Source organism: Mesorhizobium sp. RCAM 05099 (genome assembly GCF_059683685.1).
Map to the genome: position 1 here is coordinate 3,342,143 of NZ_CM185035.1, position 26,717 is coordinate 3,368,859.

The 26,717-nt window shown below is 62.6% G+C and carries 23 protein-coding genes; 18 read left to right on the plus strand and 5 right to left on the minus strand.

Going from position 1 to position 26,717, the window contains the following annotated elements:
- The first annotated feature begins 350 nt into the window (after positions 1–350).
- The 3 genes from AC56QQ_RS16370 to AC56QQ_RS16380 all read left to right on the plus strand — a co-directional run bounded on the left by AC56QQ_RS16370 (position 351) and on the right by AC56QQ_RS16380 (position 4,388).
- Positions 351–1,565: an outer membrane protein transport protein gene (locus tag AC56QQ_RS16370; protein ID WP_497128631.1), complete on the plus strand. Its 1,215-nt coding sequence runs from the start codon at positions 351–353 to the stop codon at positions 1,563–1,565.
- Between the two features lie 284 nt (positions 1,566–1,849).
- Positions 1,850–3,574, plus strand: coding sequence for a dihydroxy-acid dehydratase (gene ilvD, locus AC56QQ_RS16375; RefSeq protein WP_497128634.1), 1,725 nt, complete (start codon positions 1,850–1,852; stop codon positions 3,572–3,574).
- Entirely contained in the window at positions 3,561–4,388 is an 828-nt protein-coding gene (locus AC56QQ_RS16380) for a tetratricopeptide repeat protein (protein WP_091575314.1), read from the plus strand. The genes ilvD and AC56QQ_RS16380 overlap by 14 nt, the downstream gene beginning before the upstream one ends.
- Positions 4,389–4,440: 52 nt before the next feature.
- Here AC56QQ_RS16380 and AC56QQ_RS16385 read toward each other — a convergent pair whose 3' ends face one another.
- The 4 genes from AC56QQ_RS16385 to erpA all read right to left on the minus strand — a co-directional run bounded on the left by AC56QQ_RS16385 (position 4,441) and on the right by erpA (position 6,413).
- The gene (locus AC56QQ_RS16385) at positions 4,441–4,740 is read right to left on the minus strand and encodes a hypothetical protein (protein ID WP_489861843.1); all 300 of its coding nucleotides are present in this window, start codon (positions 4,738–4,740) and stop codon (positions 4,441–4,443) included.
- 120 nt (positions 4,741–4,860) lie between these two features.
- Positions 4,861–5,655 (minus strand): exodeoxyribonuclease III, encoded by a 795-nt coding sequence (gene xth / locus AC56QQ_RS16390; protein ID WP_497128636.1) that lies wholly within the window; start codon positions 5,653–5,655, stop codon positions 4,861–4,863.
- 7 nt (positions 5,656–5,662) lie between these two features.
- Positions 5,663–6,055, minus strand: a complete 393-nt coding sequence (locus tag AC56QQ_RS16395; RefSeq protein ID WP_497128638.1) for a VOC family protein — start codon at positions 6,053–6,055, stop codon at positions 5,663–5,665.
- A 10-nt stretch (positions 6,056–6,065) separates the two neighbouring features.
- Positions 6,066–6,413 carry an iron-sulfur cluster insertion protein ErpA gene (gene erpA, locus AC56QQ_RS16400; RefSeq protein ID WP_111547384.1) on the minus strand — a complete coding sequence of 116 codons (348 nt, stop codon included), beginning with the start codon at positions 6,411–6,413 and terminating at the stop codon, positions 6,066–6,068.
- A gap of 76 nt (positions 6,414–6,489) precedes the next feature.
- Here erpA and AC56QQ_RS16405 point away from each other — a divergent pair, with 76 nt between their 5' ends.
- From AC56QQ_RS16405 to AC56QQ_RS16465, 13 genes are all read left to right on the plus strand, one after another.
- Positions 6,490–7,704 (plus strand): deoxyguanosinetriphosphate triphosphohydrolase, encoded by a 1,215-nt coding sequence (locus AC56QQ_RS16405; RefSeq protein WP_497128640.1) that lies wholly within the window; start codon positions 6,490–6,492, stop codon positions 7,702–7,704.
- Between the two features lie 75 nt (positions 7,705–7,779).
- Positions 7,780–9,537, plus strand: a complete 1,758-nt coding sequence (argS, locus tag AC56QQ_RS16410) for an arginine--tRNA ligase (protein WP_497128642.1) — start codon at positions 7,780–7,782, stop codon at positions 9,535–9,537.
- A gap of 103 nt (positions 9,538–9,640) precedes the next feature.
- Positions 9,641–12,964 carry an SPOR domain-containing protein gene (locus tag AC56QQ_RS16415; protein WP_497128644.1) on the plus strand — a complete coding sequence of 1,108 codons (3,324 nt, stop codon included), beginning with the start codon at positions 9,641–9,643 and terminating at the stop codon, positions 12,962–12,964.
- Between the two features lie 170 nt (positions 12,965–13,134).
- Complete coding sequence (gene nagZ, locus AC56QQ_RS16420) at positions 13,135–14,154, plus strand: beta-N-acetylhexosaminidase (protein WP_497128646.1); 1,020 nt, start codon at positions 13,135–13,137, stop codon at positions 14,152–14,154.
- Between the two features lie 60 nt (positions 14,155–14,214).
- Positions 14,215–15,015 carry a segregation and condensation protein A gene (locus tag AC56QQ_RS16425; RefSeq protein ID WP_489863462.1) on the plus strand — a complete coding sequence of 267 codons (801 nt, stop codon included), beginning with the start codon at positions 14,215–14,217 and terminating at the stop codon, positions 15,013–15,015.
- Entirely contained in the window at positions 15,012–15,776 is a 765-nt protein-coding gene (scpB, locus tag AC56QQ_RS16430) for an SMC-Scp complex subunit ScpB (protein ID WP_497128648.1), read from the plus strand. The genes AC56QQ_RS16425 and scpB overlap by 4 nt, the downstream gene beginning before the upstream one ends.
- A gap of 169 nt (positions 15,777–15,945) precedes the next feature.
- On the plus strand, positions 15,946–16,167 hold the full coding sequence (locus AC56QQ_RS16435; RefSeq protein WP_095087696.1) for a twin-arginine translocase TatA/TatE family subunit: 222 nt from the start codon (positions 15,946–15,948) through the stop codon (positions 16,165–16,167).
- A 29-nt stretch (positions 16,168–16,196) separates the two neighbouring features.
- On the plus strand, positions 16,197–16,922 hold the full coding sequence (gene tatB, locus AC56QQ_RS16440; protein WP_497128651.1) for a Sec-independent protein translocase protein TatB: 726 nt from the start codon (positions 16,197–16,199) through the stop codon (positions 16,920–16,922).
- The gene (gene tatC, locus AC56QQ_RS16445) at positions 16,919–17,794 is read left to right on the plus strand and encodes a twin-arginine translocase subunit TatC (RefSeq protein ID WP_091575296.1); all 876 of its coding nucleotides are present in this window, start codon (positions 16,919–16,921) and stop codon (positions 17,792–17,794) included. Before tatB ends, tatC begins: the two co-directional genes overlap by 4 nt.
- A gap of 199 nt (positions 17,795–17,993) precedes the next feature.
- Positions 17,994–19,298 carry a serine--tRNA ligase gene (gene serS / locus AC56QQ_RS16450; protein ID WP_497128654.1) on the plus strand — a complete coding sequence of 435 codons (1,305 nt, stop codon included), beginning with the start codon at positions 17,994–17,996 and terminating at the stop codon, positions 19,296–19,298.
- Entirely contained in the window at positions 19,298–20,056 is a 759-nt protein-coding gene (gene surE, locus AC56QQ_RS16455; protein ID WP_489863461.1) for a 5'/3'-nucleotidase SurE, read from the plus strand. Before serS ends, surE begins: the two co-directional genes overlap by 1 nt.
- Positions 20,053–20,712, plus strand: a complete 660-nt coding sequence (locus tag AC56QQ_RS16460; RefSeq protein ID WP_256750576.1) for a protein-L-isoaspartate(D-aspartate) O-methyltransferase — start codon at positions 20,053–20,055, stop codon at positions 20,710–20,712. Before surE ends, AC56QQ_RS16460 begins: the two co-directional genes overlap by 4 nt.
- Positions 20,713–20,956: 244 nt before the next feature.
- The gene (locus AC56QQ_RS16465; RefSeq protein WP_497128656.1) at positions 20,957–22,486 is read left to right on the plus strand and encodes a peptidoglycan DD-metalloendopeptidase family protein; all 1,530 of its coding nucleotides are present in this window, start codon (positions 20,957–20,959) and stop codon (positions 22,484–22,486) included.
- Between the two features lie 98 nt (positions 22,487–22,584).
- Here AC56QQ_RS16465 and AC56QQ_RS16470 read toward each other — a convergent pair whose 3' ends face one another.
- Positions 22,585–23,460: an ATP-binding protein gene (locus AC56QQ_RS16470; RefSeq protein ID WP_489861833.1), complete on the minus strand. Its 876-nt coding sequence runs from the start codon at positions 23,458–23,460 to the stop codon at positions 22,585–22,587.
- Between the two features lie 293 nt (positions 23,461–23,753).
- Here AC56QQ_RS16470 and yajC point away from each other — a divergent pair, with 293 nt between their 5' ends.
- Together yajC and secDF are read left to right on the plus strand one after the other, a co-directional pair.
- A complete protein-coding gene (gene yajC / locus AC56QQ_RS16475) occupies positions 23,754–24,095 on the plus strand; it encodes a preprotein translocase subunit YajC (protein ID WP_010909882.1) in 342 nt (113 codons plus the stop codon).
- Positions 24,096–24,146: 51 nt separating this feature from the next.
- A complete protein-coding gene (gene secDF / locus AC56QQ_RS16480; RefSeq protein WP_489861832.1) occupies positions 24,147–26,699 on the plus strand; it encodes a protein translocase subunit SecDF in 2,553 nt (850 codons plus the stop codon).
- The last annotated feature ends 18 nt before the right edge of the window (positions 26,700–26,717 follow it).

Genomic DNA, 26,717 nt, shown 5'->3' on the forward strand with positions numbered 1-26,717 from the left:
TCGCGATGTTTCGACTTGCCCCGAAAGAGGGTCTTTTTGCCTCGAAAACAGGCATTCCGTTGCGTTAATTTTGACGTAAACGGAAAGTTTTCGCCCCATTGTTGCCATAATGTAACAATGGGGCCAGATACCCCAGAAAATGCTATTTTGGAGCCTTTCTTAGCTGGATTTTTCAATTTTTTCTGTTCGATGTCTCGCAAATGACCGTTTTTCAGCCTTGCGGCGCTGGCCGGCATTTTGTCGAAAATGCGTTCGACGGACATGTACATGTACGCCTCAAGAATTCGTTGTTGCAGCGTTAACCTGAATTGGTTCTAGCTTGAGCTACTAGTTATTCGGGGAGGACATCCATGAACAATTTGCGTCTGAGAGCACTGCTGGGGGCAGGGTGCTTTTCGCTTGCTTTGATCGGGACGGCGATGCATCCGGCGCATGCCGGTGGCCTGGAACGCGGCGGTTACGACATCGACCTTTTATTTGACCCGGCGCCGTTCGCTACAGAAGCGGAATCGACCTTTGTGATGCCGGATCGCAAGTACAAGAATGCGCTCGGACCAGGGGGGACCAACCTCGGCTTGAGCAGCACCGCCGACGGAGCCGAGGGCTATTGGGTCCCGCGCATTGGAGCCAAGGCCCAGGTTGTGCAAGGCGTCGACTGCATGGTCGACTATTCGCAGCCCTGGGGTGCGCATACCGCGCCGGGTAGTACGTGGAACGGCGCTTTTTCTAACATAGAAACCGATATCAAGAGCAACAATTACGCAGGGACCTGTTCCTATAAGATGGATGCTGGCAAGGGCCAGATCCGCTTTATCGGAGGGTTGTTCTATCAGGATATCTCGGGGTTCAAGGAAAGCTTAGTGAACCTCACTCCGGCATTGTCAGGTCGTGTCGATCTGAAGGCCAGCGGATGGGGCTGGCGCGCCGGCATTGCTTACGAAATCCCTGATATCGCTCTCCGCGCTAGCTTGGTCTACAACTCTCAGGTCAAGCTTGATAATATCTCCGGCACACTCACGTTGCCAGGAAGTTCTACCCCGATCTTCGGTGCGACGGAGTACATGCCGGACTCGTTGGAACTGAAATTGCAATCGGGCATCGCCCCCGGCTGGCTCGCCTTCGGTTCGGTCAAGTGGGTCAACTGGAGCCTGCTGCAAAGCGTCCCGATCTGCCCAGTGGGTTTTCCCACTTCGTCATGCGTCACTGGTTCTCCGGTTGCTGTGACATCGCTGGACCTAATGTATCGTGATGGCTGGACTGTCACCGGTGGTATTGGTCACAAGTTCAACGATGCATGGAGCGCAGCCGGTCAGCTCTCGTGGGACCGTGGCACTTCACACGGCTATGGGGCGCAGTCCGATACGTGGACGCTCGGCGGTGGCGTCGCCTATACGCCGAAGCCGAATATCGAAGTTCGCTTGGCGGGTGCGATTGGCGTCATGACCAGTGGTCACTCCGGCACGCTCGCTGGCGAAAACGGTTATGTGGCCGGCGTCGACGCCAGCTACGACTTCGGCAACGATCTCGTGACGGCGATTTCCGGCGGTCTCAAGATCAAGTTCTAAACCGCTGAAATTTTTAGCAAAAGGCCGGGCGACGCCCGGCCTTTTTTGTTTGGGCGGGCGGCGTTCCCGGTATCCAAGCTGCGTTGCATATAAGTCGCACAGCTTTCCCCTTGTGCGATTGTTGCGTTTTGGCAACACTTTCTGAACAACCCCTGCGCTAGAAGTCAGGCCGAGGGAATTGCCTATTTCCCGCCATAAACCCGGCGCACCTCGATCTTGTCTCGGGACACGCGCCAAAAGGCTCGGCGATGGGACAGGCCGCACCGCCCGCGGCAAGGAAGAGTATGGACGCCAGAGTCATTTCCAAGGCCAAGCTGCCCAGCCGCCATGTGACCGTCGGTCCGGCGCGTGCGCCGCACCGTTCCTATCTCTATGCGATGGGATTGTCGGCGGCCGAGATCGCGCAGCCGCTGGTCGGTGTCGCGTCCTGCTGGAACGAGGCGGCCCCCTGCAACATCTCGCTGATGCGCCAGGCGCAGGTGGTCAAGAAGGGCGTCGCGGCCGCCAGCGGCACGCCGCGCGAATTCTGCACCATCACCGTCACCGACGGCATCGCCATGGGCCACCAGGGCATGAAGTCATCGCTGGTGTCGCGCGAGGTCATCGCCGATTCAGTCGAACTCACCATGCGCGGCCATTGCTACGATGCGCTTGTCGGCCTCGCCGGCTGCGACAAGTCGCTGCCCGGCATGATGATGGCCATGGTGCGTCTCAACGTGCCGTCGATCTTCATCTATGGCGGCTCGATCCTGCCCGGCAGCTATCGCGGCCGCCAGATCACCGTGCAGGATGTGTTCGAGGCGGTCGGCCAGCATTCGGTCGGCACGGTCAGCGATTCCGAGCTGCTTGAAATCGAGCAGGCGGCCTGTCCGTCGGCCGGCTCCTGCGGCGCCCAGTTCACCGCCAACACGATGGCCACGGTCGCCGAGGCGATCGGTCTGGCGCTGCCCTATTCCTGCGGCGCGCCGGCGCCCTATGAGATGCGCGACCGTTTCAATTTCGCCTCGGGCGAAAAGATCATGGAGCTGATCGCGAAAAATATAAGGCCGCGCGACATCGTCACGCTGAAGGCCCTGGAAAATGCCGCGACCGTGGTCTCCGCCACCGGCGGCTCGACCAACGCCGCGTTGCACCTGCCGGCGATCGCACACGAGGCAGGCATCAAGTTCGACCTGTTCGATGTGGCGAAGATCTTCGAGAAGACGCCTTACATCGCCGACCTCAAGCCCGGCGGAAAATACGTCGCCAAGGACATGTTCGAGGCCGGCGGCATTCCGCTGCTGATGAAGACGCTGCTCGACCACGGCTACCTGCATGGCGATTGCCTGACCGTGACTGGCCGCACTTTGGCCGAAAATATGGAGCACGTTGCCTGGAATGAACATCAGGACGTTGTCCGCCCGGCCAACAGACCCATTACTCAAACCGGCGGCGTTGTGGGCTTGAAGGGAAACCTTGCCCCCGAAGGCGCGATCGTCAAGGTCGCGGGCATGTCGGAGTTGAAGTTCTCCGGTCCGGCGCGCTGTTTCGATTCGGAGGAGGAATGTTTCGAGGCGGTGACGCATCGCAACTACAGGGAAGGCGAGGTTCTCGTCATCCGTTACGAAGGGCCGCGCGGCGGCCCCGGCATGCGTGAGATGCTGTCGACGACGGCGGCCCTCTACGGCCAGGGCATGGGCGGCAAGGTGGCGCTGATCACCGATGGGCGCTTCTCGGGCGCGACGCGCGGTTTCTGCATCGGCCATGTCGGGCCGGAAGCGGCCGTCGGCGGCCCGATCGGGCTGCTTAGGGATGGCGACGTGATTTCGATCGATGCGGTGAATGGCACGATCGACGTGGCGCTGTCGGAAACCGAACTGACGGAGAGGGCAAAGACTTGGAAGGCGCGCACGACCGATTATCAATCGGGCGCGATTTGGAAATATGCACAGACGGTAGGGCCAGCGCGTGATGGCGCGGTCACCCATCCGGGTGGTGCGAAAGAAACACACTGCTATGCGGACATCTGAGTTGCTGAGGTCGTCTGTCTTTTCGGCACTGGTCGCGGTCGCGATCTTTGGCGCCGTGGGCCAGGCCATGGCCTTCGACGACAAGGTGTTCGATGACAAGACCGGGGTGAAGCCGCAGTCCAGCCCGTGGGCGGTGTTCCAGTTCGGCTTCTCCGCTTACAAGAACGGCCACAAGGAACAGGCCGCCGAGGCCTACAAATACGCTGCCGAAAACGGCCAGATCGGCGCCACCTGGAAACTTGCGCGCATGTATGCCGAGGGCGACGGCGTGGCGCGCGACGACTATGAGGCATTCAAGTTCTTCTCGGAGATCGTCGACCAGGATGTCGAGCCCGGCTCGCCCGAGGAAAGCTACGTCTCCGACGCGCTGGTGGCGCTTGGCGACTATCTGCGCAAGGGTATTCCCGGCAGCCCGATCACCGAGAACGAGGTGGCGGCCCAGGAATATTACATGCGCGCCGCCGCCAACTATCGCAATCCGAACGCGCAGTTCGAGATGGGGCAGATGTTCCTGAAGGGCGAGGGCGGCGTGAAGGCCAGCGTCAAGCAGGCCGGGCGTTGGTTCCAGCTCGCCGCCGAGAAGGGCCATGCCGGCGCGCAGGCGACATTGGGCCACCTGTTGTTCCAGAGCGGCAAGATCGTTCGCGGCTTGGCGATGATGACCGCGGCGCTCGAACGCGCTTCGCCGGCCGATCAGCCCTGGATCCGCGGCATGCAGGAAGAGGCATTTGCCACCGCCGGCGAAGCCGACCGCCGCACCGCGATCTCGCTGGCGGATGACATCCTCACCAAGGGCGGCAACGCCGACCAGTAGGGACGCGGCCACGCAGGCCTCACCGACCGCGGCACTCAATTCTCGATCTTGATCAGTTCTCGGTCGGTTCCGTCGGCACCATGCTGGGAGCCGGTGTCGAGATCGGCGTGACATGCGGGTGCGGCGCCAGCGTGTTTTCAGGACAGCTGTCCTGAATCTTCGTCCACGACGTGTTGTTGAGCACCATCTCGCAGCGGGCAAGATGGCTTTTGTCGGCAACCGTCAGGCATACGACCTGGCCAAGTGGGTACGATTTTCCATTGGCTAGGCATTCCTGGGCGGCAAGTGCCGCTGCAGGCGCGACCATGGCAAATGCCAGGCCGATCGGACAAAGAGCAAATCGTATGGTCATGGAAACCCAGCCGCCACGCTGATCCCGAGTCAACGGCGCGATTGTGGCGATATGAGGGTTGGGAGGCGGTATCAGCGCACGAGGCGGGCGGTATTTACCACACTCCGCGGTAGAAGGCCGTTAGGCGGGCTGCAGCGCGAGATCGATCGCCACCGGCACGTGATCGGACGGCTTTTCCCAGGCGCGCACATGCTTTTCGATCGAGGCGGATGAAAACCGGTTGGCGGCTTCCGGCGACAGCAGCAAATGGTCGATGCGGATGCCGTTGTTCTTCTGCCAGGCGCCGGCTTGATAGTCCCAGAACGTATAGGTGTCGGGTGCGTCGGTGACGGCGCGCACCGCCTCGGTGAAACCCAGATTGAGGAGACGTCGGAAGGCCTGCCGTGTCTGCGGCTGGAACAGCGCGTCGCCCAGCCAGTTTTCCGGAAACCGCGCATCGATCGGCTCGGGAATGACGTTGTAGTCACCGGCAAGCACGAGGGCCTCCTCCAACTTGAGCCGATCCTCGGCCCAGCGTTCCAGACGTGCCATCCAGGACAGCTTGAAGGGGAACTTCTTCTCGTCGTCGATCGGGTTGCCGTTCGGTAGATAGAGCGAGACGACGCGCAGCGCGCCCTTGTCGGTCGAGAAAACGCCTTCGATGAAACGCGCCTGCTCGTCGGCATCGTCGCCGGGCAGGCCTCTGATGACTTCGTCGAAGCGCAGCTTCGACAGGATGGCGACACCGTTGAAACCCTTCTGGCCATGAGTTTCGACATTGTAGCCAAGCGCCTCGATCTCGGCGCGCGGGAACTGCTCGTCGACTGTCTTGATCTCCTGCAGGCAGACGATGTCGGGTGCGCTTTCGGTCAGCCAATGGGTGAGGTTGCCGATGCGGGCGCGGACGCCGTTGATGTTCCAGGTGACGATTTTCATGACGGTCTCATTGTTCTTGCGGCGGATGGCGTTCGACCAGGCCGATCGTATTGCCGGCCGGGTCCTTTAGGAAGGCCATCCATTCGCTTTCCCCCGCCGGACCGAACTGGCCTTCGGTGTCACGGTGGACGAGCGTCGGCGGCGCGGTGAACGGCACACCCGCGTTTTTCGCCTGGGCATGGAAATCGCCGAGGCCTGATATGTCGAGATAGACGGTGCCAGCCGGTATGCCGTCAGTGAACAGCAACCGCACATCGCCGGCCATGATGAAGGCAATGCCCGGCGGATCGAAGCGCGCATGCAGGTTCATGCCGAGCACATCGCGCCAGAAGGCCAATGTCGCGTCGAGGTCGCGTCCGGCCGACAGCGCGATCTGACGGACCGCGCCAATGGCAGGCATCGCACTATCGCTAGATGGAGAAGCTGGTGCCGCAGCCGCAGGAAGCGACCGCGTTCGGATTGCGGATCTGGAAGGACTGGCCCATCAGGTCGTCGACGAAGTCGATCACCGAGCCGCCCATATAGACCAGCGACAGGTCGTCGATCAGCACCGTGGCGCCATCCTTCTCGATGGCGACATCATCGTCGTTGCGGGTGTCGACCAGATCGAACTTGTAGGAAAAGCCGGAGCAACCGCCGCCTTCGACCGAAACGCGCAACGCCGTCTTGCCGGCTTGCCCCGAGACAATCTTGGCGATCCGCTTGGCAGCGGCCTCGGTCATATCGACTTTCATGGCAGTCTTGGCATCCGCGCCCATGGGCGTCACCTTGCTTTCGGTTTCACATGATAGGTATGAAGCGCGACGGGGCAAGTCAACTGCGGCGGCATCAGCCATGACAAATGAGCTTGGCGACATCGGATTCGGCTATCGGCCGCGCGCGGCCTATGCCTGCGACCCGGCAAAGTCGCGCGGACGGCTTTTCGACGAGGTCGAAAGCCCGACCCGCACGCCGTTCCAGCGCGATCGTGACCGCATCATCCATTCAACGGCATTCCGGCGGCTGAAGCACAAGACTCAAGTCTTCATTGCCCATGAAGGCGACCATTACCGCACCCGGCTGACCCATTCGATCGAAGTGGCGCAGATCGCCCGCGCGCTGGCGCGAGCGTTGCGCGGCGACGAGGATCTCGCCGAGGCGGTGGCGCTTGTGCATGATTTCGGCCACACGCCCTTTGGCCACACCGGCGAGGACGCGCTGAACGAGAAAATGGTAGAATGGGGCGGCTTCGACCACAATGCGCAATCGCTGCGCATTGTGACAAGGCTGGAGGCGCGCTACGCCGAATTCGACGGGCTGAACCTGACCTGGGAGACGCTCGAAGGCTTGGTCAAGCACAACGGGCCGATGACGGACGCCAACGGCAAGGGCCTGAAAGGGCCGGTGCCGCAAGCGATCCGTGACTACTCGCAACTGCACGACCTCGAGCTGGATCGGTTTGCCGGCATCGAGGCGCAGTGCGCGGCGATCGCCGACGATATCGCCTACAACACGCACGATATCGACGACGGCCTGAGGGCGGGGCTGCTGACGCTGGACATGCTGGAGACCGTCTCGCTACCGGGAACGATCCTGCGCGGCGTGCGTGCACGCTATCCAGTGCTCGATGCCGTGCGCACCGGCCACGAACTGATGCGCCGGCAGATCACCGCCATGGTCGAGGATGTGATCAAGTCGACGACCGCCAATCTGGAGCGCATCAGGCCGCAGAGCGCCGACGCGGTGAGGGGGGCAGGCGAGACCATGGTCACCTTCTCCACTGCGATGGCTGCGGCCGAGAAGGAACTGAAGGCTTTTCTCTACAAGCATCTCTATCGGCACGAGGAGGTCATGCGGGTGCGCGCCGACGCCGAGCAGATCGTCAGGGACCTTTTCGACGTCTACTTCGCCGACCCTCGCGCCATGCCGGATGGCTGGCGCGAGGGGCTGGATCGGGCCGACGACCGCATCAAGGCGCGCAGCGTCGCCGATTTCCTGGCCGGCATGACCGACACCTACGCGCTCAAGGAGCACCGGCGTTTGTTTGACCATACGCCGGATTTGAGCTAGGGCGGGCTCGATTTTGCCGGCCAACGAGCCGGATTCCCTGCAAAGCCGCCAGCGCCAGACCCCAGAGTCAGACCAATGAACATTTTCGCCGATTTCACCGCGCGAATCATAAAAGCCGTCGAAGCGCTTGATTTGAAAGACAATGACGGCGTTTCGCCCGACCTGTCGCGCATTGCCGTCGAGCCACCACGCGACGCCAGCCACGGCGACCTGGCGACCAATGCGGCAATGGTGCTGGCCAAGCCGACGGGCCAGAATCCGCGCGTCCTGGCCGAAAGGCTGGCGCAAGCGCTGCGGGACGACAAGGATGTCGCCGCCGCCGAAGTGGCCGGGCCTGGTTTCGTCAATCTCCGGCTGAAGGACGGTTTCTGGCAGGCGCATCTTACCGCACTGCTTGGCGAAGGCCGCAATTATGGCCGCTCGACTGTCGGTGGTGGCAGGAAAACCAATGTCGAATATGTCTCGGCCAATCCGACGGGTCCGATGCATGTCGGCCATTGCCGGGGCGCCGTGGTCGGCGACGCGCTCGCCAATCTGATGGCCTTCGCCGGCTACGACGTGACCAAGGAATATATCATCAACGATGCCGGCTCGCAGATCGATGTGCTCGGCCGTTCGGTTGTGCTGCGCTACCGCGAGGCACTTGGCGAGGATATCGGTGAGATCCCGGCCGGGCTTTACCCTGGCGATTACCTGGTCCCTGTCGGCCAGGCGCTGGCCAAGGAATTTGGCCACTCGTTGCTGCAGATGCCGGATGACGAGGCTCTCGCCATCGTCAAGGATCGCACCATCGATGCGATGATGGCCATGATCCGCGAGGATCTGGCGCTGCTCAACGTGCATCACGACGTGTTCTTTTCCGAGCGCACGCTGCACGCCGACAATGCGAGGAAGATCCGCTCGGCGATCAACGACCTGACGCTGAAAGGCCATATCTACAAGGGCAAGCTGCCGCCACCCAAGGGCGAGAAGCCCGACGATTGGGAGGATCGCGAGCAGACCCTGTTCCGCTCGACGGCCGTCGGCGACGACATGGACCGGGCGCTGGTCAAGTCCGATGGCTCTTTCACCTATTTCGCCGCCGACGTCGCCTATCTCAAGGACAAGGTCGATCGCGGCTTCGTCGACCTGATCTATGTGCTTGGCGCCGACCATGGCGGCTACGTCAAACGTCTCGAAGCCCTGGCGCGGGCGATTGCCGGCGACAAAGTGAAGCTCACGGTGCTGCTGTGCCAACTGGTGAAACTGTTTCGCGACGGCGAACCGGTGCGCATGTCGAAGCGCTCCGGCGACTTCGTCACCCTGCGCGAAGTGGTGGAGGAGGTTGGCCGCGACGCGATCCGCTTCATGATGCTCTATCGCAAGAACGATGCGCCGCTCGATTTCGACTTCGCCAAGGTGACCGAGCAGTCCAAGGACAACCCGGTGTTCTACGTGCAGTACGCCTCGGCGCGCTGCCATTCGGTGTTCCGGCAGGCGAGTGAGCAGTTGGGCGAGGCAAATTTCGACCGCGCCAGCCTTGCCGCCGCCGTGACATTGCTGACCGACGAGGGCGAGATCGGCCTGATCCGCAAGCTTGCCGAATATCCACGACTGATCGAGTCCGCGGCACTTGCGCTCGAGCCGCATCGACTGGCATTTTATCTCTACGATCTGGCTTCCAGTTTCCATGGACACTGGAACCGCGGTACCGATAATCCGGACTTACGTTTTGTTAAGGTTAACGACCGACAATTGACGCATGCCAGACTAGGGCTGGTGCAGGCTGTTTCGGACGTTCTGACGTCCGGCCTGACGTTGATCGGAGCCGCCGCGCCCACCGAAATGCGTTAGGTTTGACTAAAAAACCTGTCACCTTTTGCCCACATTGCGCTGGTAAGGGCCAACCCTACGCGACGTCCATGGCGTCCGAATGAGTGCGAGTTCGGGAACAATAATGGCAGACAGAACCCAGCTGAGAGCAGCCGACCACAACGACATCGCCGCCGATGATCCGTTTGCGGAACTGACAAGGATCATGGGATTCGACCCGCGCCAGCCGGTCAGGCCGCAAGCGGCTGCCCAGCCGAGAGCTGCCGTCGCCGATCAGCTGGCGGAAGAGGGCGATTTCGACATCGACCTCGAAAAGGAGTTGATGGGCGAGTTCGGCGCCGATGACAGTGACGCCGCTCCCGTTGTCGAGGCTCCTGAGCCGGCGTTCGAAACGGCTGCCGTCAGTGCGGCGGAAGACGATCTTGCTGTGTCGCTTGACGACGATTTCCATCTGGACATGGCGGATTTCGACGATCATGCGGCCGTCGCCGACCATGCTGATCTCGGCGCTGCCGAAACCGCGCCATCCGTCGAGGCGGCATTCGGTTCCGATTTCGACAATGCCGTCGCCAGTTCGCTCGAAGACGTTTCGCCCTTCGAAGACGATCAGCCGATGGAAGACGAACTCGCGGCGTCGCTCGATCAGGATTTCCAGATCGATGACGAAGCCGACGAAGCCCAGCACGTTGTTGCCGCTGCCGACATGCATGCCTCTGTCGAGCCGGCCTACGATCCTGAATTCGACGATGCGGTTGCGAATTCGCTCGAGGACGAGCTGATGCTGGACGACCATTCGTTCGCGGAGCAGTCCTACACGGCGGTGGATGCCGTCGCGTACCCCGTGCCTGCCGAGGCAGCCGCGAGTGACACCCAGGCAATCTCCGACGGCGAGTTCGCCGATCACGCGGACGATGCCATGGCCGATGTCGACATGGATTTCGATCTTGCCGCGGATCGACCCGTCGCTTTCGATGCGCCGGAAACGCATGACTTGCTCCCTGATGAAGTGGACGCGGAGGGCGAAAGCCACCGCCCCGAAAAGACGTCGGACGATGCTTTCCACCTGAACTTCGACGATGCGCTTGTCGACGCGGCCGAAGAGCCGGTTGCCGAGGTTGCTGCCGTTCAGCCGGTAGCGCCGGCGGCCGCTGTGGCCGAGCCGGTGCATGCCCCCATCGCGGATGAACGAAGCCTGGAAGACGAGTTGAACGCGCTGCTGGGCGCCATGACCGCGCGCACGGCGCCGGTGGCGAGCGAGGCCGTCATGGTTCAGCCAGTCGTTGCCGCCCAGCCGGCCGTTACCGCGGCAACAAGCGCCGATGAACCGACTGACCTCGCTGGCGACCTCGACTGGGATCTTGACGAGACCACGCCCGATGAGCCGCAACACCTTGGCGCCGCCCAGGCCGCCAAAGCGGATCTCGACGATCTTCTGCTTGACGAACTTCAAGGCCAGGATCTGGGCTCGAATGTCGCCGGACAAGCTGATGTCGATTTCGACAATGATGCGTTCGACGCGGCGCTGGCCAAAAGCCTCGATCCGCGTGACGTGGCCGCTCCCCGGCAAGATCAGGCTGATTCTCTCGATTGGCTGGCTGAGCGTTCCACACCGGCAGAACCTGCCCGCTCGTGGAGCCGCGTGACACCGGTTCCGCAACAGCCGGCATTTGCCGCTCAACCGACGGCTTCGGTGGCATCCATGGCCGCGACGGCGGCAGTGGCTGCCGTGCCGTCCTACCGTTCGGCCGAGCCGGTTGAGACTGTCGCCCCTGCAGCCCCAGTATCCGTGCCGCAGTCGCGACAGCCCGCGCGTTACGAAGAAATGCCTGATGTCGAGACAGTCGATGTGCCGGAACGTGTCGTGGCGCTGGCGGATGATCTCGACATTCCGGAACTGCACTTCGAGGAAGACGAGCCGGCGGCATCTGGCTATGACGATCTTGATGCCGAGTTCGCCAGTCTTCTCACCGACATGAACACGGTGGATGTCGCTGCCGCTCCGGCGGCCAAAGCACCCAGCGCGTCCTATGACGATGAATCCTACAATGCCGGTTTCAAGCCGGGCTATGACCAAGTCAAGCCGGGCTATGATCAAGTCAAGCCGGGCTATGAGGGGCTCAAGCCGGCCTATCAACCGGAAGCGCGGACCTATGTCGCGCGGCCGATGGAAATGCCTGCCCGCGCGGCGGCGTCCATGGGCTATGCCGATGCCGCTGACGGCTTCAATCTCGACAACCTGCCCGGCAGCCAGCCGGTTTCACAGGCGGACGATTTCACCGTCGACGAGCTCGACTACGATCCCGAACTGGACGAGGCGATGTCTGTTCCGGGGCTCGGCGAGCGGGAGGCCGCAAGATCCTCACGTGGGCGTGGCATGTTCATTGCCGCGATTATCGGTGCCGTGGCCGTGGCTGGCGGCCTCGGTGCCTTTGCGCTGTCATTCGGTGGCAAGGGCGGCAGCGAGGCGCCGGCAATCGTCAAGGCCGACAATACACCGATCAAGGTCAAGCCGGAAAATCCGGGCGGCGCGGTGGTGCCCAACCAGGACAACAAGGTCTACGACGCGGTGGCCAAGGGGGCGAGGCCCGCCGAGCCGGTCCAGGAAAAGCTGGTCACCAATACCGAAGAGCCAGTTGATGTTCAGGCGAAGGACCCGGCTCGTGCCATCGATCTTTCGCCGGGTACGGCCGATGATGCCACCGCCGCCGTTGATGGAGCGGATACGGCCGGCAATGCCGTCGCGGCCGCTCCGGCGCCGAAATCCGAGGATCGCATCGCCCAGGTGCTGCAGGACGCCGACAAGGGTACGAACGCCGATGTCGTCGCGGTTGCGCCACGCAAGGTGAGGACCATGGTGGTCAAATCAGACGGTTCGCTGGTGCCGCGCGAGGACCCGGCGCCCGCCGCACCGCAGGTGGCCGCCACCGAGCCGGTCGATCCGGCGCCGCAGCATGTTGCCCCGTCGGCGCAGGCCGATGTGGACCAGACTGGCACCGTGGCGTCCGCCGCCGTCCAGGCGGATGACGAGCCGGCGCTCAAGCCGGCAGCCAAGCCCAAGGCTGAGGCCAAGGCCCAGTCGGCCAACACGCCGGCCAAGGTTCCGGTCGCGCCGCAGCGCCCGTCCGACCAGCCGGTTGATGTCGTCGGCGAGGTCAAGCCCGATCAGGTTGCGTCCATCGATCCGTCGTCAACCGCGACCGGCGGGGGTTCATGGTCGATGCAGATCGCTTCGCAGCCGACGGTCGAAAGCGCCCAGTCCAGCTATCAGGACCTGCAGCGCCGCTACGGCAGCGTGCTTGCCGGCCGCACCGCCAACATCGTCAAGGCCGAGATCGCCGGCAAGGGTACGTTCTACCGTGTCCGCGTGCCCGCGCAGTCGCGCAACGATGCGATCAACCTGTGCACCAGCTACAAGGCGGCCGGCGGCAATTGCTTCGTGTCGCGCTAAGAGCTGACCAACCAATCAAAGCCGGCGTGACCCAAGGGCCACGCCGGCTTTTTCATGTGCCCGACTTGTTCATGTGCTGCGACTTGTTCATGCGGAGCCAGATCTGACGTTTGACCACATGTGGCCCGGGGACGATTCCCTTTGATCGCGCGAAGCCTTAGACTCCTGATATGACCGAATCAAAATCCATGATCCTCGGCTGTGCCGGGAAATCGCTCACCCGCGAAGAAATCAATTTCTATCGCAATGAATGCCCTTGGGCCTTCATCCTGTTTGCGCGCAACATTGGCGAGACCGAGCAGATCCGCGATCTGGTCGCCGAGATGCGCGACTGCATCGGACGCCCGGACGCGCTGGTGTTCATCGACCAGGAGGGAGGCCGGGTGCAGCGCCTGCGCCCGCCGCTGGCGCCGAACTATCCGGCCGGCGGCGCGCTTGGCGCCTTGTGGCGCAACGATCACGACGCCGGCGCGCGCGCGGCGTGGCTGCTGGCGCGGCTGCATGCTTTCGATCTCTTGCGCTACGGCATCACGGCGGATTGCCTGCCGGTGCTCGACGTGCCGATCGATGGCGCCAGCGACGTCATCGGCGCGCGTGCTTACGGCAAGGAGCCGCGCCCCGTCATCGAACTGGGCCGGGCCGCGGCTGAAGGCCTGATGGCGGGCGGGGTGTTGCCGGTCATGAAGCACATTCCGGGCCACGGCAGGGCTTTTGCCGACACGCATTTCGAATTGCCGATAGTCAATGCCTCGCTGAGCGATCTGCAGCGGCATGATTTTGCCCCGTTCAGGGAGCTCAACCATCTGCCGATGGCGATGACGGCGCATGTCGTCTACAGCGCGATCGATCCCAACAACCCGGCGACCACCTCCGGCAAGGTCATCGATGAGATCATTCGTCGCGAGATCGGTTTCGACGGGCTGCTGATGAGCGACGACACCTCGATGAAGGCACTTTCTGGGGATTTCCCGACAAAGGCGGCCTCGATCCTTGCGGCGGGCTGCGATCTGGTCCTTCACTGTAACGGTGTTTTCGAGGAGATGGCGGGCATCGCATCGCGCACCACAGGGCTTGAAGGCACGTCGCTTGAGCGCGCCAAGCGGGCGCTGACCTATATTAAGAAACACGACGCGGCTGAAGAAGCCGAGATTCGTGCGGAATTTGCCACCTATTTCGACGCGGTGGCCTGACAAAGGAAGCGAGACGAAGTGGCGGAGACATTGGAAAGCAAGGCCGCGAAGGCCGCACCGATGGACCGTCTGTGGGCCGAGAACGACGATTCACGCGTCACTGGCGATCCGTCGCTGGTCGTCGATGTGGCCGGCTTCGAAGGTCCGCTTGATCTGCTCCTGCATCTCGCCCGCACGCAGAAGGTCGATCTGGCGCGGATCTCGATCCTCGCGCTGGTTGAGCAATATCTGACCTTCGTCGAGACGGCGAGGGCGCTGCGGCTCGAGCTTGCCGCCGACTATCTGGTGATGGCGGCGTGGCTGGCCTTCCTCAAGTCGAAGCTTCTCATTCCCAAGCAGCCGGGCGACGACGGCGAAAGCGGCGAGGAACTCGCGGCGGTGCTGCAGTTCCGGCTGAAGCGCCTGGAAGCCATGCGCGATGCCTCGGCGCGGCTGGTCAACCGCAACCGGCTCGGCCGCGACGTGTTTGCGCGCGGCATGCCGGAAATGGTCATCGTCGACAGGCGCAACGCCTATTCGGCGTCGCTCTACGATCTCTTGACCGCTTACGCCCAGCAGCGGCAGAAGCAGGCGATCAACAATGTGACGATCGCCAGGCGCGGTGTCTGGTCGCTCAAGGATGCGCGCGATATCCTGACCCGGCTGGTCGGGGCCCTGCATGACTGGGCGACGCTGGAAAGTTTTCTGATCGAGTACATGACCAGCCCCGAGGAGCGGCGCACGGCGATCGCCAGCTCCTTTGCGGCCACGCTGGAACTGGTGCGCGAAGGCAAGATGGATGTGCGGCAGGACGAAGTGTTCGCGCCGATCTATCTGCGCGGCCGTGTGCAGGCAATCAAGGCAGTCGAGGTGGCATCATGAGCGAACGCGCCAACGCTTCGGTTATCCCGTTCAAGGTTGGTGATGAACCGGAAGAGGCGCTGTTTTCCGAGGAGCCGGCCGAGCAGGTACAGAACCCGGCCGAGCGGTTGCATCTGGCGGAAGCCGTGCGCATGGCCGAGGCGATCGTGTTCGCCAGCGCCGAACCGGTCAGCGAAAAGCAGCTTGCGGCACGCCTGCCTGACGGCATCAATGTCGCCGTCGCCATGGCTGAACTGCAGCAGATCTATGCACGGCGCGGCGTCAATCTGGTGCGCGTCGGCGAGGCCTGGGCATTTCGCACCGCCGGCGATCTGGCCTTCCTGATGAGCCGCGACACGGTGCAGCAGCGCAAGCTGTCACGCGCCGCGCTCGAAGTGCTGGCGATCATCGCCTATCACCAGCCGGTGACGCGTGCCGAGATCGAGGACATCCGTGGTGTCGAAACCTCGAAAGGCACGCTCGACACGCTGCTGGAAACGGAATGGGTGCGCATGCGTGGCCGGCGCCGGACGCCCGGCCGTCCGGTAACCTATGGCACGACCGACACGTTCCTCGACCATTTCGCGCTGGAGGAAATCAGGGATCTTCCCGGTATGGAGGAACTGAAGGGCGCCGGGCTGCTTTCAGGCCGCATGCCGTCGAATTTCTCCATTCCACAGCCGCCGGCCGATCCCGACGCGCTGACCGACGACGAGGATGCGCTGACCGACATCGATCTCGAGGAACTCGGCCTGCTGACGCCCCGCGTCACGGAAGATTGACTGGCAATTGCAGCCCATTTGTCGAGGATGCGCGGATTCGTAGCGGGCCATGGCGTCGAAAATGCGTGACATCCGCCACCCTTTCATAAACTCTGTCGCAGTTGTGTTTGAATCCCAACGCGAAAACGCATAGATCATCGCCAGGGAAAACATTCGAGAGAGATTTGCTATGGGTTCATTTTCGATTTGGCATTGGATGATCGTGCTGGTGATCGTGCTTTTGGTGTTCGGCCGCGGCAAGATTCCCGAGTTGATGGGCGACATGGCCAAGGGCATCAAGAGCTTCAAGAAGGGCATGGCCGACGACGACGTTGCCGAAGACAAGCGCACCGTCGAACACCGTGCCGACGAGACCGTCTCGGCCGCGAAGGAAAAAGCCAGCAAGAGCTGAGCCACAGGTTCTAGTCGGAACAGATAGCCATGTTTGAAGTCGGCTGGACCGAAATGCTGGTGATTGCGATCGTCATGATCGTGGTCGTCGGGCCCAAGGATTTGCCCAATATGCTGCGCACCTTCGGCCGCACGACGGCCAAGCTGCGCGCCATGGCGGCCGATTTTCAGAAACAGTTCAACGAAGCGCTGAAGGAAGCCGAGCTCGACGACGTCAAGAAGTCGGTCGACGAGCTCAGGAACCTCAGTCCGGCCGCCGAGATCCGCAAACAGCTCAATCCATTCGAGCAGGCGGCAGCCGATGTGCGTTCGGGCGTCGACGCGGCGATGAAGCCGAAGCCGGCCGCCGATCCGGCGGCGCCTGCCGCTTCGACCCTGCAGGCAGCCGAGCCGCTTAAGAACGGCGCAACGACGATGCCCGGCGTCAACGGACCGGAGGCTGCGCCAGCAGCCCCGACCTTCCCGGCAATGACCGATGAATCGGTGGTGACATCGTCCGCGCCCGAACCGGTCTTGGCGCCGAAGGCGTCCGCGAAGAAAATGGCCAAGGCTCCACCGGCAAAGGCGACGCCGGCGGCAAAAGCGGCGGCCAAGGCACCAGCGAAGGTGGTGACGGCGTCAAAGCCTGAAATGCCCAAGACAGCGAAGCCGGCCGCGGCCAGGGCGGTCGCGACCAAAACCGTGGCGAAAGCCGAGCCGAAACCGGTTGCGGCGAAGAAGCCGGCGGCCAAGAAGACGGCTGGAGCCGCCAAGTGAGCGTTTCGGACAAGGAAAAGGACGAGATCGAAAAATCGTCGGCGCCGCTGATGGAGCATCTCATCGAGTTGCGCCGGCGGCTGATCTGGTCGCTCGGTGGCTTCTTCGTCGCCTTCCTGGTCTGCTTCTTCTTCGCCAAGAAGCTGTTCAATCTCTTGGTCGTTCCGTTCAAATGGGCGACGAAGTGGGCGGGGCTCGATCCGCACAAGGTCGAGCTGATCTACACCGCGCCTCAGGAATTCTTCTTCACCCAGGTCAAGCTCGCCATGTTCGGCGGCATGGTCATCGCCTTTCCGCTGATCGCCACGCAGATCTACAAATTCATCGCACCCGGCCTCTACAAGAACGAGCGCAACGCCTTCCTGCCGTTCCTGATCGCGTCGCCCATCCTGTTCCTGATGGGCGCCTCGCTGGTCTATTTCTTTTTCACGCCGATGGTGATGTGGTTCTTCCTCGCCATGCAGCAGGCCGGCACCGACGACCAGGTGCAGATTTCGCTGCTGCCGAAAGTGTCGGAATATCTCAGCCTAATCATGACGCTGATCTTCTCCTTCGGCCTGGTGTTCCAACTGCCGGTGGTGACCAGCCTGATGACGCGCGTCGGCATGCTATCGTCCAAGGGGCTGGCCGAGAAACGCAAATGGGCGATCGTCATTGCGTTCATCGTCGCGGCGGTGCTGACGCCGCCCGATCCGATGAGCCAGATCGGCCTAGCCCTTCCAACCATCCTGCTCTACGAGGTTTCCATCTGGGCCGCGCGGTGGATCGAGCGCGACCAGGAAAGGCAGCGTGTGGCGCGCGAGAAGCAGGACGCCGCGGAAGCCGTGGCGGACAAAGCGCCGGACGAGCCACCGGCGCCGGCAGCCTCGTAAGGCAACGGAGCGCTAGCGGCGGCGGAAAACCACACCCGCCGGCCAGCCTCATCTTGCATCGATCAAGGATGCGGTTTACGCCCTCTGGCTGAAACGCATCGCTATCAGGCGATGCGTTTCAGTTTTGTTTTGAGCCTGTCATTGTCCCAAAACCGCTGCGCATTTTTGGGCGACATGCTACCCGAGGAGCGTTCAAACCATGCTTGATATCAAATGGATTCGCGACAACCCGAAGGCCCTTGTCGAGGCGCTGGTGAAGCGCTCCTGGTCGGCCGATGTCGCGCAATCCACGGTCGATGGGCTGATCGCCTCGGACGAGGCGCGGCGCGAGCACGTCACCGAGCTGCAGACGAAGCAGGAGCGTCGCAACGCCGCCTCGAAGGAGATCGGCAACGCCATGCGTTCGGGCGATGCGGCACTTGCCGAAAAATTGAAAACCGAAGTCGGCGAGATCAAGACCTTCATCCAGAACGGCGAGGCACGCGAACGCGAACTCGACAAGGCGCTGAACGATGCGCTGGCGGTGCTGCCCAATGTGCCGCTCGACGATGTGCCGGTCGGCAAGGACGAGCACGACAATGTGGTCAAGCACATCGTCGGCAAGATACCGACGCGTCCGAACTGGGTGAAAGAGCATTTCGAGATTGGCGAAGCGCTTGGCATGATGGATTTCGAGCGGGCGGCGAAACTGTCGGGATCGCGCTTCACCGTGCTGAAGAGCGGGTTGGCGCGGATGGAACGCGCGCTTGGCCAGTTCATGCTCGACCTGCACACGACCGAGCATGGCTATGAGGAAGTCATCCCGCCATTGATGGTCAAGGACGACGTTCTTTTCGGCACCAACCAGCTGCCGAAGTTCGAGGAGGATCTGTTTTTCACGTCGCACGGGGAGGGTAGGCTTGGCTTGATCCCGACCGCCGAGGTGCCGCTCACCAATCTGGTGCGCGAGGAGATCGCAGCGCATGAAAAACTGCCGCTGCGCTTCACAGCGCTGACACCATGCTTCCGTTCGGAAGCGGGTTCGGCCGGACGCGACACGCGCGGCATGCTTCGCCAGCACCAGTTCTACAAGGTCGAACTGGTGTCGATCACCGACCAGGAATCGTCGCTCGCCGAGCATGAGCGGATGACGCAATGCGCCGAGGAAGTGCTGAAGCGGCTCGGCCTGCCGTTCCGCACCATGACGCTGTGCACCGGCGATATGGGCTTTGGCGCACGCAAGACCTACGACATCGAGGTCTGGCTGCCCGGCCAGAACGCCTATCGCGAAATCTCGTCCTGCTCGGTGTGCGGCGATTTCCAGGCGCGCCGCATGGACGCCCGCTACAAGGACAAGGACGGCAAGGGCAACCGCTTCGTCCATACGCTGAACGGCTCGGGCACCGCGGTTGGCCGCGCGCTCATCGCTGTCATCGAAAACTACCAGAATGAGGATGGCAGCGTAACCATTCCTGAAGTGCTGCGGCCTTACATGGGCGGTCTGGAAAAGATCGAATCGAAATGATGCGTATCCTCCTGACCAATGACGACGGCATTCATGCCGAGGGCCTGGCGTCGCTCGAACGCGTCGCGCGCACGCTGTCCGACGATGTCTGGGTGGTGGCGCCGGAGCAGGACCAGTCCGGCTATGCGCATTCGCTGTCGATCTCGGAGCCGCTGCGGCTGCGCAAGATCGGCGAGAAGCATTTTGCCGTGCGCGGCACGCCGACCGATTGCGTCATCATGGGCGTCAAGAAGATTCTGCCGGGGGCACCGGACCTGATCCTGTCCGGCATCAATTCCGGCGCCAACATCGCCGACGACGTCACCTATTCGGGAACCGTCGCCGGCGCCATGGAAGGCGCGCTGCTCGGCATCCGCTCGATCGCGCTCAGCCAGGGCTACAGCTATGTCGGCGAGGATCGTGTCGTCCCTTACGAGACGACCGAGGCGCTGGCGCCGGCGCTGCTGAAGAAGCTTGTCGCGACGCCGTTACCGGACGGCGTGCTGCTCAACGTCAATTTTCCGAACTGCCTCCCCGAGGACGTCGCCGGTACGGTGGTCACCTCGCAAGGCAAGCTTGTGCATAGCCTGTGGGTCGACGAGCGCCGCGACGGGCGCGGGCTGCCTTACTACTGGCTGCGCTTCGGCCGCGAGCCGGTCGAAGGCAAGCGTGGCACCGACCTCTACGCCTTGCACAACAGGCTGGTGTCGGTGACGCCGTTGCATCTCGACCTCACCGCGCATGAAATCCGTGACCAACTGAGCAAGGCGCTTGCATGAATCAGGGGCTTCCAATCGATGATCGCGAAGGCTTCGCCGCCTTTTTGTTGCGCTTGCGCGGCCGGGGAACGGTGCCGAAGGCGCTGATCGCTGCTTTCGAGGCGACACCGCGGCGTGGTTTTCTTGGTGCCCAGTTCCATCAGATCGCCTGGTCGGACCGCATGCTGCCGATTGAATGCGGTGAGGCGATCGAAGGCGCCGACATGCAGGCGGCGGTGATCGCGGCGCTCACCATCGAGCAGGGTAATCGCGTGCTCGAGATCGGGACCGGCTCAGGCTACACAGCAGCGGTGATGTCGCGGCTGGCGGCGCGGGTTGTCACCACGGATCGCTACAAGACGCTTGTCGAGCAGGCCAGGCAGCGTTTCGAGGCGCTTGGCATCGGCAATGTCATCGTGCGCCAGGCGGATGGTTCCGGCGGGCTGCCGAACGAAGGACCGTTTGATCGTATCGTCGCCTGGGCCGCCTTCGACAGCCTGCCGCGCTTCCTGCTCGACCAGTTGTCGAGCGGCGGCATCGTCATCGCCCCGATCGGTCCCGAAGAGGGCGAACAGGTGCTGGCGAAGCTGACCAAAGTCGGCAGCCGGTTCGAACGCGAGGACATCGGCCTTGTTCGCCTGCAGCCGATCCTGCGCAGCGTGGCCGCCGTCATCTAGCTTGTTGTTCAGGCGATGCCGCCTGCGCACCGCGGGTCATGATCTCATGACAGCACGGCGCGATCCACTTGCGCTCGTTTAGGGAGACCGCTTGCAAGCTCGCCTGAGCCGGTCTCGCTCGCTTCTCCAAGCAGGCTCAAATATTTTAAGAAAATTTGCGTCTGATTTTAAGGGGTTAACCGACCAGTAACATTAACGCGCTTTAATCATGCCCAGTTGGTAAGCGTATGTGCGGGTTATTGCGATGCAACTCAGTGTTTTGAAGGCAAACGGGCGCAATCTGGCGCGAGGCTGCGCCGTCCTCATGATTGCAGGCGCTGCGGCCGGGTGCAGTTCCCAGGCCTCTCGGTTCAACAGCGTCGACGACGTCTTCACGTCCTCGACCAACAATCAGCGCGCCATCATCAACAAGCAGGATGCCGTACAGCCCTATCCGGGCGATGTCGCGGCCGCTCCGCTCGACGGCAGCCATACGCAGTCGGTCAGCCGCTCCAGCCTCGAGCCGGTTTCGTCTCGGCCGCTGCCGCCGCCGGTTGCCCAGGCGCAGCCGGCTCCCGCGCTTGCGCCTGCCGCAAACCCGGTCCGCGTCGCATCGGCGCCGGCCTTGGTGCGTCCGGCTCCTCACGTCGACAGGACCACGACCGGCACTGTTGCTCCCGCGGCATCACCTTTCAAGGTCGCACAGCCTGACGCTCCGCGCGTGGCCACCGCCGGTACGCCACATGCCACCGAGATCGTCGTCAGGGATGGCGAAACGATTGGCGGCCTGGCGCACCGCTACAAGGTGCCCGCCGACGTCATCATGAAGGTCAATGGGCTGAGTGCGACCAAGGGGCTGAAGACCGGCCAGAAGCTGATCATCCCGGCCTATGCTTATTCGAGCAAGGCCGAAGCGAAAGTTGCCGACGCCAAGCCAGCAAACGGCGGCAAGCGCGACCTGCCGGCCACCGCACCGGACAAGGTTGCGGTGCTGCCACAGCAGCCGAAGCTCAAGGAGGGCAAGTCCGCCGCTCAGGTCGATGCTTCGGCCGCCGCAAGCCAGCCCAAGGAGCCCAAGCCCGTGCAGGTCGCCAAGGCGACCGGCGCCGCCGGCACCTATACGGTCCAGTCGGGGGACACGATGTCCTCGATTTCCAGGAAGACCGGCGTCGGCGTCGTCGCGCTTAAGCAGGCCAACGGCATGAAGGATGGCTTGCTCAAGATCGGCCAGACCCTGAAGGTGCCGGCCGGTGGAACGGCGACGGTTGCCAGTGCCAAGCCGGCCAAAGTCGATCCGGTGACCACGGCGACGACACAGCCGGCTGCAAAGACGACGCCGTCGGAAACGCTGGCGTCCTACACGCCGCCGAAGAAAGATTCGAAGGTCATTCAGCAGGCCGAGGACGATGATGCTGTCGCGCCCGACGCCACCGGCATAGGCAAGATGCGCTGGCCGGTGCGCGGCCGCGTGATCTCCGGTTTCGGATCCGGCAAGGACGGCGTCGATATCGCGGTGCCGACTGGCACGCCGGTCAAGGCAGCCGAGAATGGCGTCGTCATCTATGCCGGCGACGGCCTCAAGGAGTTCGGCAATACGGTGCTGGTGCGCCACGAGAATGGCCTGGTCACCGTCTATGGCCATGCCAGTTCGATCGAGGTTCAGCGCGGCCAGAAGGTCAAGCGCGGCCAGGAAATCGCACTGTCAGGCATGAGCGGCACGACGGACTCGCCGAAGCTTCACTTCGAAGTGCGCAAGAACTCGGCTCCGGTCGATCCGTCGGGCTATCTCGAATAGAACAAAAAAAGCGATTTGCAGGCCGTCTGACCTCCAGTCCGGCCCGCCGGCTCAGCCCGCTCCGCAAGGAGCGGGCTTTTTCAGTTGGTTTGGGCAGGTTAATCCTTCAGCGGCTTGCCAAGCCGGCCTGCCAGGTCCTGGGTGAACTGCCAGGCGACGCGGCCCGAGCGGCTGCCGCGCGTCGTCGCCCACTCCAGTGCCTCGGCGCGTAATGTCTCGGGATCGATGGCCAGGCCATGATGGCGGACATAGCCGTCGATCATGTCGAGATACTCGTCCTGCGAACATTTATGGAAGCCGAGCCACAGGCCGAAACGGTCGGACAGCGAGACCTTTTCCTCGACCGCCTCGGACGGGTTGATGGCGGTCGAGCGCTCATTGTCGATCATGTCGCGCGGCAACAGATGGCGGCGGTTCGAGGTGGCGTAGAAGATGACATTGGCCGGGCGTCCCTCGACGCCGCCCTCGAGTGCTGCCTTCAGCGATTTGTAGGACGTATCGTCGTGGTCGAAGGAGAGGTCGTCGCAAAACAGGATGAAGCGAAAGGGAGCCGCCTTGAGCAGGCCCATCAGTTTCGGCAGCGTGTCGATGTCCTCACGGTGGATCTCGATCAGCTTCAGCGGCAGGTCGGACCTGGCCTTGGCATTGATGTCCGCGTGCACGGCCTTGACCAGCGACGATTTGCCCATGCCGCGCGCGCCCCACAACAGCACGTTGTTGGCGGCATAGCCGGCGGCGAAGCGTTCGGTGTTGTCGACAAGGATGTCACGAACGCGGTCGACACCACGGATCAGGCCGATGTCGACGCGATTGACCTTGCGTACCGGCTCCAGAAAACCAGGGTCGGCCTGCCAGACGAAGCAATCGGCCTCGCCGAGATCGGTTCGAGGCACCGGTTGCGGGGCGAGGCGGCTGACCGCCTCGATCAGGCGGTCGAGCTTCTGGTTCAGGGCGTCAATGCTGCTGTCGGTCATGTCTGGCTTTTGTTTTTTCGCGGTTTTGAAGTGTGGGAGCGTGGACCTGTCCGATTCCGTCGGGTTCGAAACCGGTTGCAACCTTTTGTTCGAGCGTGATCTTTTCCGAAAACCGGCTCGCGCTTTTCCCGGTCATGCTCTAACACGGCTCAACAGGCCGGAAAAGCAGCCGATTTGCCCAGCCGCGCAGTTGCATTGACAACTTTACCGACTATATTCCGGCCAAATTTCAAGGGGCCGCCAGACTCCGCAGGACGGTTGGCGGCTGTTTTCAAAATTCAGGAGTACTCTCGATGTTCGTGACACCGGCATACGCCCAAGGCATCGGCGGCGCCTCTCCAGATATGTTCATCAGCATTTTGCCGTTTGTCCTGATTTTCGTGATCATGTATTTTCTGATCATCCGGCCGCAGCGCACGCAGCTGAAGAAGCGCGGTGAGATGCTGGCGGCGGTTCGTCGCGGCGACACGGTCGTCACCGGCGGCGGCTTTGTCGGCAAGGTGACCAAGGTGATCGACGACAACGAGCTCGAGATCGACCTCGGCGGTGGCACCAAGGTGACCGCGCTGCGCTCGACGATCGCCGACGTGCGCGTCAAGGGTGAGCCGGTGGCCAACCAGAACGCCAAGAAATAACCTAATTTCAGGCGGAGCGATCCGCGGACACGCTCTGACGGACGACGCCATATGCTGTATTTTTCGCGCTTCAAGATGATCCTGATCTGGGTGGCCGTGGCCATCACAGTGATCCTCGCCGCGCCCAACCTGTTCTCCGCCAGTACGCTGGCCCAACTGCCCAACTGGGTGCCGAAGCGGCAGATGACGCTCGGCCTCGATCTGCAGGGCGGCTCGCACATCCTGCTCAGGATGGATCCCAACGATCTGATCAAGGATCGGCTGGAAACGACGCGGGACGAGATCAGGACGCTGCTTCGCGATGCCAAGGTCGGCTATACCGGCCTTGCCGGATCGGGCCGCACCGTGCAGGTCCGCATCACCGATCTCGCCCAGGTCGATGCCGCCAAGAAGGCGCTGAAGACATTGACCGATCCGGTCGCCGCCGGCCTGTTCAGCGGCGGCTCCATCCAGGAAATGACGCTGGATGATTCCGAGCCCGGCCTGCTCAAGTTCACCGTCACCGACGCCGGCATCAAATACCGCACCTCGACGGCGCTGACGCAATCGATCGAAGTCGTCGGCCGCCGCGTCAATGAACTCGGCACCACCGAGCCGATCGTGCAGCGCCAGGGCGATGACCGTATCCTGGTCCAGGTGCCGGGCCTGCAGGATCCTCAAAGGCTCAAGGAAATTCTCGGCCAGACCGCCAAGCTGACCTTCCAGATGGTCGACCAGTCGATGCCGGTGCAGGATGCGCTCAACGGCCGCCCGCCCGCCGGCTCCTCGGTGCTCTACTCGCAGGACGATCCGCCGGTTCCCTACCTGATCGAAAACCGCGTCATCGTTTCGGGTGAGAACCTCGTCGATGCGCAGGCGACATACAACTCGCAGAACAACGAGCCGGTGGTTTCGTTCCGCTTCGATTCGAAGGGCGCGGCGCGTTTCGGCCAGGCCACCTCGCAGAATGTCGGCAAGCTGTTCGCCATCGTACTCGACAATCAGGTGATCTCGGCGCCGCAGATCCGTGAGCCGATCCTCGGCGGCACTGGCCAGATCTCCGGCAATTTCACCGCCCAGAGCGCCAACGATCTCGCCGTGCTGCTGCGCGCTGGTGCGCTGCCGGCGACACTGACGGTGATCGAAGAACGCACCGTGGGCCCAGGCCTTGGCCAGGATTCGATCCATGCCGGCAAGGTCGCGGGCATCATCGGCTCGATCCTCGTCGTTGCCTTCATGTTCGTCGCCTACGGCTTCCTCGGCTTCCTCGCCAACATCGCGCTGGCGGTGCACGTGGCGATGATCGTCGGGCTGTTGTCACTGCTTGGCGCGACGCTGACCTTGCCCGGTATCGCCGGTATCGTGCTGACCATCGGCATGGCGGTGGATTCCAACGTGCTGATCTACGAACGTATTCGCGAGGAGCGACGTAACGGCCGCTCCGTGATCCAGGCGATCGACACCGGCTTCTCGAAGGCGCTGGCGACCATCGTCGATTCCAACGTCACCTCGCTGATCGCCACCGTGGTGTTGTTCTATCTCGGCACCGGTCCGGTGAAGGGCTTTGCCATCACCTACGCCATCGGTATCCTGACCACCGTCTTCACAGCCTTCACCTTCACCCGGCTGCTGGTCTCGATCTGGCTGCGCCGTGCCCGTCCGAAGGAATTGCCGAAGGCGCCGGTGACCTTCATTCCGCCAGGCACGAAGATTCCGTTCATGGGCATCCGCCGCTGGACCTTCGCGCTGTCGAGCTTCCTGTCGGTGCTGTCGGTCGTGCTGTTCATGACCGTCGACATCAATTACGGCATCGACTTCAAGGGCGGTTCGCTGATCGAGGTGAAGGCCAAGAGCGGCACCGCCGATCTCGCCGATATCAGAGGCAGATTGACGGAACTCAACATTGGCGAAGTGCAGGTCCAGCAGTTCGGCGAGCCGAACGACGTGCTGATCCGTGTCGGGACGCAGGATGGCGGCGAGAACGCCGAGCAGACGGTCATCGACAAGGTGCGCGGCGAGCTGCAGGACCAGTATGATTTCCGCCGCGTCGAAGTGGTGGGACCGACGGTTTCCGGCGAGTTGGCCAAGCAAGGCACGATCGCCATGCTGGTCGCGCTGCTCGGCATCCTGGTCTATGTCTGGTTCCGCTTCGAATGGCAGTTCGCGGTCGGCGCCATCGTGGCGACCGTGCACGATGTTGTCATGACGCTCGGCTTCTTCGTCATCACCGGGCTTGAGTTCAACCAGTCATCGCTGGCGGCGATCCTGACCATCATCGGCTATTCGCTGAACGACACCATCGTGGTCTATGACCGTGTTCGCGAGGATCTGCGAAAATACAAGCGAATGCCGCTGCCGCAGCTGTTGAACAACGCCATCAACGAGACGCTGTCGCGAACGACGCTGACCTCGGTGACGACGATCCTCGCCTTGCTGGCGCTGGTGCTGTTCGGTGGCGAGGTGATCCGCTCCTTCACCATGGCCATGCTGTTCGGCGTCGTGTTCGGCACCTATTCGTCGATCTTCATCGCGGCACCGCTGCTGATCCTGTTCAAGTTGCGGCCGCAGGCTACAGCCTCCGACGAGGAGAAGCCGGTCGGTGGCGGCAAGGCTGTCGCGACCTGACGCGCGGCCGCGAAGTGG

Bases quoted from the DNA above. Each gene is read 5' to 3' on its own strand.
- yajC (WP_010909882.1), top strand. From the start codon at position 23,754: ATGTTCGTGACACCGGCATACGCCCAAGGCATCGGCGGCGCCTCTCCA.
- ilvD (WP_497128634.1), top strand. From the start codon at position 1,850: ATGGACGCCAGAGTCATTTCCAAGGCCAAGCTGCCCAGCCGCCATGTG.
- AC56QQ_RS16385 (WP_489861843.1), bottom strand. From the start codon at position 4,740: ATGACCATACGATTTGCTCTTTGTCCGATCGGCCTGGCATTTGCCATG.
- surE (WP_489863461.1), top strand. From the start codon at position 19,298: ATGCGTATCCTCCTGACCAATGACGACGGCATTCATGCCGAGGGCCTG.
- AC56QQ_RS16380 (WP_091575314.1), top strand. From the start codon at position 3,561: ATGCGGACATCTGAGTTGCTGAGGTCGTCTGTCTTTTCGGCACTGGTC.
- tatB (WP_497128651.1), top strand. From the start codon at position 16,197: ATGTTTGAAGTCGGCTGGACCGAAATGCTGGTGATTGCGATCGTCATG.
- AC56QQ_RS16465 (WP_497128656.1), top strand. From the start codon at position 20,957: ATGCAACTCAGTGTTTTGAAGGCAAACGGGCGCAATCTGGCGCGAGGC.
- secDF (WP_489861832.1), top strand. From the start codon at position 24,147: ATGCTGTATTTTTCGCGCTTCAAGATGATCCTGATCTGGGTGGCCGTG.
- xth (WP_497128636.1), bottom strand. From the start codon at position 5,655: ATGAAAATCGTCACCTGGAACATCAACGGCGTCCGCGCCCGCATCGGC.
- AC56QQ_RS16425 (WP_489863462.1), top strand. From the start codon at position 14,215: ATGGACCGTCTGTGGGCCGAGAACGACGATTCACGCGTCACTGGCGAT.
- AC56QQ_RS16415 (WP_497128644.1), top strand. From the start codon at position 9,641: ATGGCAGACAGAACCCAGCTGAGAGCAGCCGACCACAACGACATCGCC.
- AC56QQ_RS16470 (WP_489861833.1), bottom strand. From the start codon at position 23,460: ATGACCGACAGCAGCATTGACGCCCTGAACCAGAAGCTCGACCGCCTG.
- serS (WP_497128654.1), top strand. From the start codon at position 17,994: ATGCTTGATATCAAATGGATTCGCGACAACCCGAAGGCCCTTGTCGAG.
- erpA (WP_111547384.1), bottom strand. From the start codon at position 6,413: ATGGGCGCGGATGCCAAGACTGCCATGAAAGTCGATATGACCGAGGCC.
- argS (WP_497128642.1), top strand. From the start codon at position 7,780: ATGAACATTTTCGCCGATTTCACCGCGCGAATCATAAAAGCCGTCGAA.
- AC56QQ_RS16405 (WP_497128640.1), top strand. From the start codon at position 6,490: ATGACAAATGAGCTTGGCGACATCGGATTCGGCTATCGGCCGCGCGCG.
- nagZ (WP_497128646.1), top strand. From the start codon at position 13,135: ATGACCGAATCAAAATCCATGATCCTCGGCTGTGCCGGGAAATCGCTC.
- AC56QQ_RS16395 (WP_497128638.1), bottom strand. From the start codon at position 6,055: ATGCCTGCCATTGGCGCGGTCCGTCAGATCGCGCTGTCGGCCGGACGC.
- scpB (WP_497128648.1), top strand. From the start codon at position 15,012: ATGAGCGAACGCGCCAACGCTTCGGTTATCCCGTTCAAGGTTGGTGAT.
- AC56QQ_RS16370 (WP_497128631.1), top strand. From the start codon at position 351: ATGAACAATTTGCGTCTGAGAGCACTGCTGGGGGCAGGGTGCTTTTCG.
- AC56QQ_RS16435 (WP_095087696.1), top strand. From the start codon at position 15,946: ATGGGTTCATTTTCGATTTGGCATTGGATGATCGTGCTGGTGATCGTG.
- AC56QQ_RS16460 (WP_256750576.1), top strand. From the start codon at position 20,053: ATGAATCAGGGGCTTCCAATCGATGATCGCGAAGGCTTCGCCGCCTTT.